This window comes from Falsiroseomonas oryzae (genome assembly GCF_027856955.1).
In the GTDB taxonomy this organism is placed as follows: Bacteria; Pseudomonadota; Alphaproteobacteria; order Acetobacterales; family Acetobacteraceae; genus Falsiroseomonas; species Falsiroseomonas oryzae.
Map to the genome: position 1 here is coordinate 1 of NZ_JAPSMD010000528.1, position 3,225 is coordinate 3,225.

Below are 3,225 nucleotides of genomic sequence, written 5' to 3' on the forward strand. Positions count from 1 at the left end.
TGCGGCGGAGGCGGCGGCGGCGCTGGTGGCGGCGCGCTACAGCGAGGCCGCGGCAGCCCGGCTGGTCGCGACCGCCGTGCCGGGCCTCAGGCCGATCCCGGCCGGTATCGCGGAGACGATCGCGCTGCGCGCCGAATGCGGCCTGCCGCCGGTGCCGCCGGCCGATCCGGGGCGTCTCGTCGAGACGCGCTTCCTGGACGCGGCGGCGCGGATCGCGCCGGGCTGAGGCGCCCCGATGACCGCAGGGCCTCGAGGCCCGGAGGTCTGAATCGGGTCGCCCGGCATATACGGGCGGGTCAGACCCGCCCGTGGCAGTGCTTGTACTTCTTCCCCGATCCGCACGGGCAGGGCGCGTTGCGCGGCGTGCGGTCCCAGGTGGAAGGGTCGTTCGGGTCCACCGCGGCGGCGACGGCCGGTGCGCGCGCCGCCTGCACCGCCGTGCCATAGGCCGGCGCCGGGCCGGCATCGGCATATTCCAGCTCGCCGCCGGCCTGCGACGGATCGGGATGGCGCATGTCCATCACGCGCACCGGCTCCGGCATGGGGGGCGGGGCGTCCTGGCGCAGCTCGATACGCATCAGCACGCTGGTCACGCGCTCCCGCAGGTCCACCAGCATGGCGTTGAACAGGTTGAAGGCCTCGCTCTTGTACTCGTTGAGCGGGTCGCGCTGGCCATAGGCGCGCAGGCCGATGCCCTGGCGCAGATGGTCCAGCGAGAGCAGGTGCTCCTTCCACACCGCGTCGAAGATCTGCAGGAGCAGGCTCTTCTCCACCTGGCGCATCAGGTCGGGGCCGATATTCGCGACGCGCGCGGCGTAGGCCTCGTCGGCAGCCTTCTCCAGCCGCTCGCGCACCTGCGTCTCGTCGATGCCTTCCTCGCGCGCCCAGTCGGCCACCGGCAGGTCGAGGCCGAGCACGTCGCGCACGCGCGACTGCAGCGTCTCCAGGTCCCACTGCTCGGGATAGGCGTTCTCCGGGATCGCCTTGTCGATCATGGCGCCGATCGTCTCGCGGCGCATCTCGGCCACGGTTTCCTGCACGTCGTCGGCGGTCATGAACGCCTTGCGCTGCGCATAGACCTCGCGGCGCTGGTTGTTCATCACGTCGTCGTATTTCAGCAGGTTCTTCCGGGTGTCGAAGTTCCGCGCCTCGACCTTCTTCTGCGCCTTCTCCAGCGCCTTGTTGATCCAGGGATGGACGATCGCCTCGCCCGGCTTCAGGCCGAGCTTCTCCAGCATGCCGCCCATGCGGTCGCTGCCGAAGATGCGCATCAGGTCGTCTTCCAGGGAGAGGAAGAAGCGCGACTGGCCCGGATCGCCCTGGCGGCCGGAGCGGCCGCGCAGCTGGTTGTCGATGCGCCGGCTCTCGTGCCGCTCGGTGCCGATCACCAGCAGGCCGCCGGCCTCCTTCACCTTCGGGCGCACCGCCTCGATCTCGGCCTTGTGCCGCGCCAGTGCCGCCTCGAATTCCGGCCCCTCGCTCGCGCCGGCCTCGGCGCGGGCCAGCATCTCGAGGTTGCCGCCGAGCTGGATGTCGGTGCCGCGCCCGGCCATGTTGGTGGCGATCGTCACCGCGCCCGGGCGGCCGGCCTGGGCGATGATGCCGGCCTCCTGCTCGTGGTGGCGGGCGTTCAGCACCTGGTGCGGGATCTTCTTCTTCTTCAGCAGGCCGGAGATCAGCTCGGACTTCTCGATGCTGGTGGTGCCGACCAGGATGGGCTGGCCGCGCTCGCGCGCCTCCTCGACCAGCGCGATCACCGCGTCGTACTTCTCCTGCGCCGAGCGGTAGACCTCGTCGTCGTTGTCGATGCGCGCGACCGGCACGTTGGTCGGGATCTCCACCACCTCGAGCTTGTAGATCTCGGCGAACTCGTCGGCCTCGGTGGAGGCGGTGCCGGTCATGCCGGCCAGCTTGGGATAGAGGCGGAAGTAGTTCTGGAAGGTGATGGAGGCGAGCGTCTGGTTCTCCGGCTGGACCGGCACGCCCTCCTTCGCCTCCAGCGCCTGGTGCAGGCCGTCGGAATAGCGGCGGCCTTCCATCATGCGGCCGGTGAACTCGTCGATGATGATCACCTTGTCCTGGGTGATCCCGTATTCCGTGACCTTCTTGACGATGTAGTCCACGTCGCGAGTGAACAGCACATGCGCGCGCAGCGACTGGTTGGCGTGGTGCACCAGGCTGACGTTGTGAATGTCGTAGAGCCCGCCCTCGGTCAGCAGCCCGGCCTCCTGCAGCGCCTGCTCCAGCGCCTCGGTGCCGGCCTCCACGAGGTGGACGGTCTTGAACTTCTCGTCCTTCTCAAACAGCGACTTGTCCTTCACCAGCTCCTTCATCACCGCGTTGACGCGGTTGTAGAGGTCGGAGCTGTCGTCGGACGGGCCGCTGATGATCAGCGGCGTCCGCGCCTCGTCCACCAGGATGCTGTCCACCTCGTCCACGATGGCGTAGCTGAAGTCGCGCTGGACCATGTCCTCCAGGCGGTACTTCATGTTGTCGCGCAGGTAGTCGAAGCCGAACTCGTTGTTGGTGCCGTAGGTCACGTCGCAGGCATAGGCCGCGCGCCGCTCCTCGTCCGTCAGGCCGTGCACGATCACGCCGACGGAGAGGCCGAGGAAGCGGTAGATCCGCCCCATCCATTCCGCATCGCGCTTCGCGAGGTAGTCGTTCACGGTGACGACATGCACGCCCTTGCCGGTCAGGGCGTTGAGGTAGACCGGCAGGGTGGCGACCAGCGTCTTGCCCTCGCCGGTCTTCATCTCGGCGATCTTGCCCTCGTGCAGGACCATGCCGCCGATCATCTGCACATCGAAATGGCGGAGCCCGAGCACGCGCTTGCCGGCCTCCCGCACCACCGCGAATGCCTCCGGCAGCAGGTCGTCCAGGCTATTGCCTGCTGCGAGCTGGGCCTTGAACTCGTCGGTCTTGCCGCGCAGCGCCTCGTCCGACAGGGCGGCGAGCTGCGGTTCCAGCGCGTTGATGGCCGGCACGCGCGCCTGATAGCGCTTGATGGCGCGGTCGTTCGAGGTGCCGATGATGGCGCGGACGAGGCGTTGGAACATCTGATCCTGTCGTCTCCGGCCGGTGCCTTGGGCGAACCCGGGGCAGGCGGCCCGACGGGCAGGCGGTGCAGGGCCGAGCAAGGGGCGCAACCGGCCGCGCGCCGGCCGGGGCCGGCGCTGGCGCGACCCGCGAGAGATAGGCGCGCCGGGGGGGCGCGTCAACGCG

The 3,225-nt window shown here is 69.3% G+C and carries 2 protein-coding genes; one reads left to right on the forward strand and one right to left on the reverse strand.

The annotated features are described in order from the left end of the window. Positions 1 to 226: hypothetical protein (locus OZN99_RS28270; RefSeq protein WP_270938555.1), on the forward strand; the 226-nt coding region annotated here is incomplete at its 5' end. Between the two features lie 70 nt (positions 227 to 296). On the opposite strand, the gene secA is transcribed toward OZN99_RS28270, so the two are convergent. Further along, on the reverse strand, positions 297 to 3,059 hold the full coding sequence (secA, locus tag OZN99_RS28275; RefSeq protein WP_270938556.1) for a preprotein translocase subunit SecA: 2,763 nt from the start codon (positions 3,057 to 3,059) through the stop codon (positions 297 to 299). Between the last annotated feature and the right edge of the window lie 166 nt (positions 3,060 to 3,225).

Bases quoted from the DNA above. Each gene is read 5' to 3' on its own strand.
- secA (WP_270938556.1), bottom strand. From the start codon at position 3,059: ATGTTCCAACGCCTCGTCCGCGCCATCATCGGCACCTCGAACGACCGC.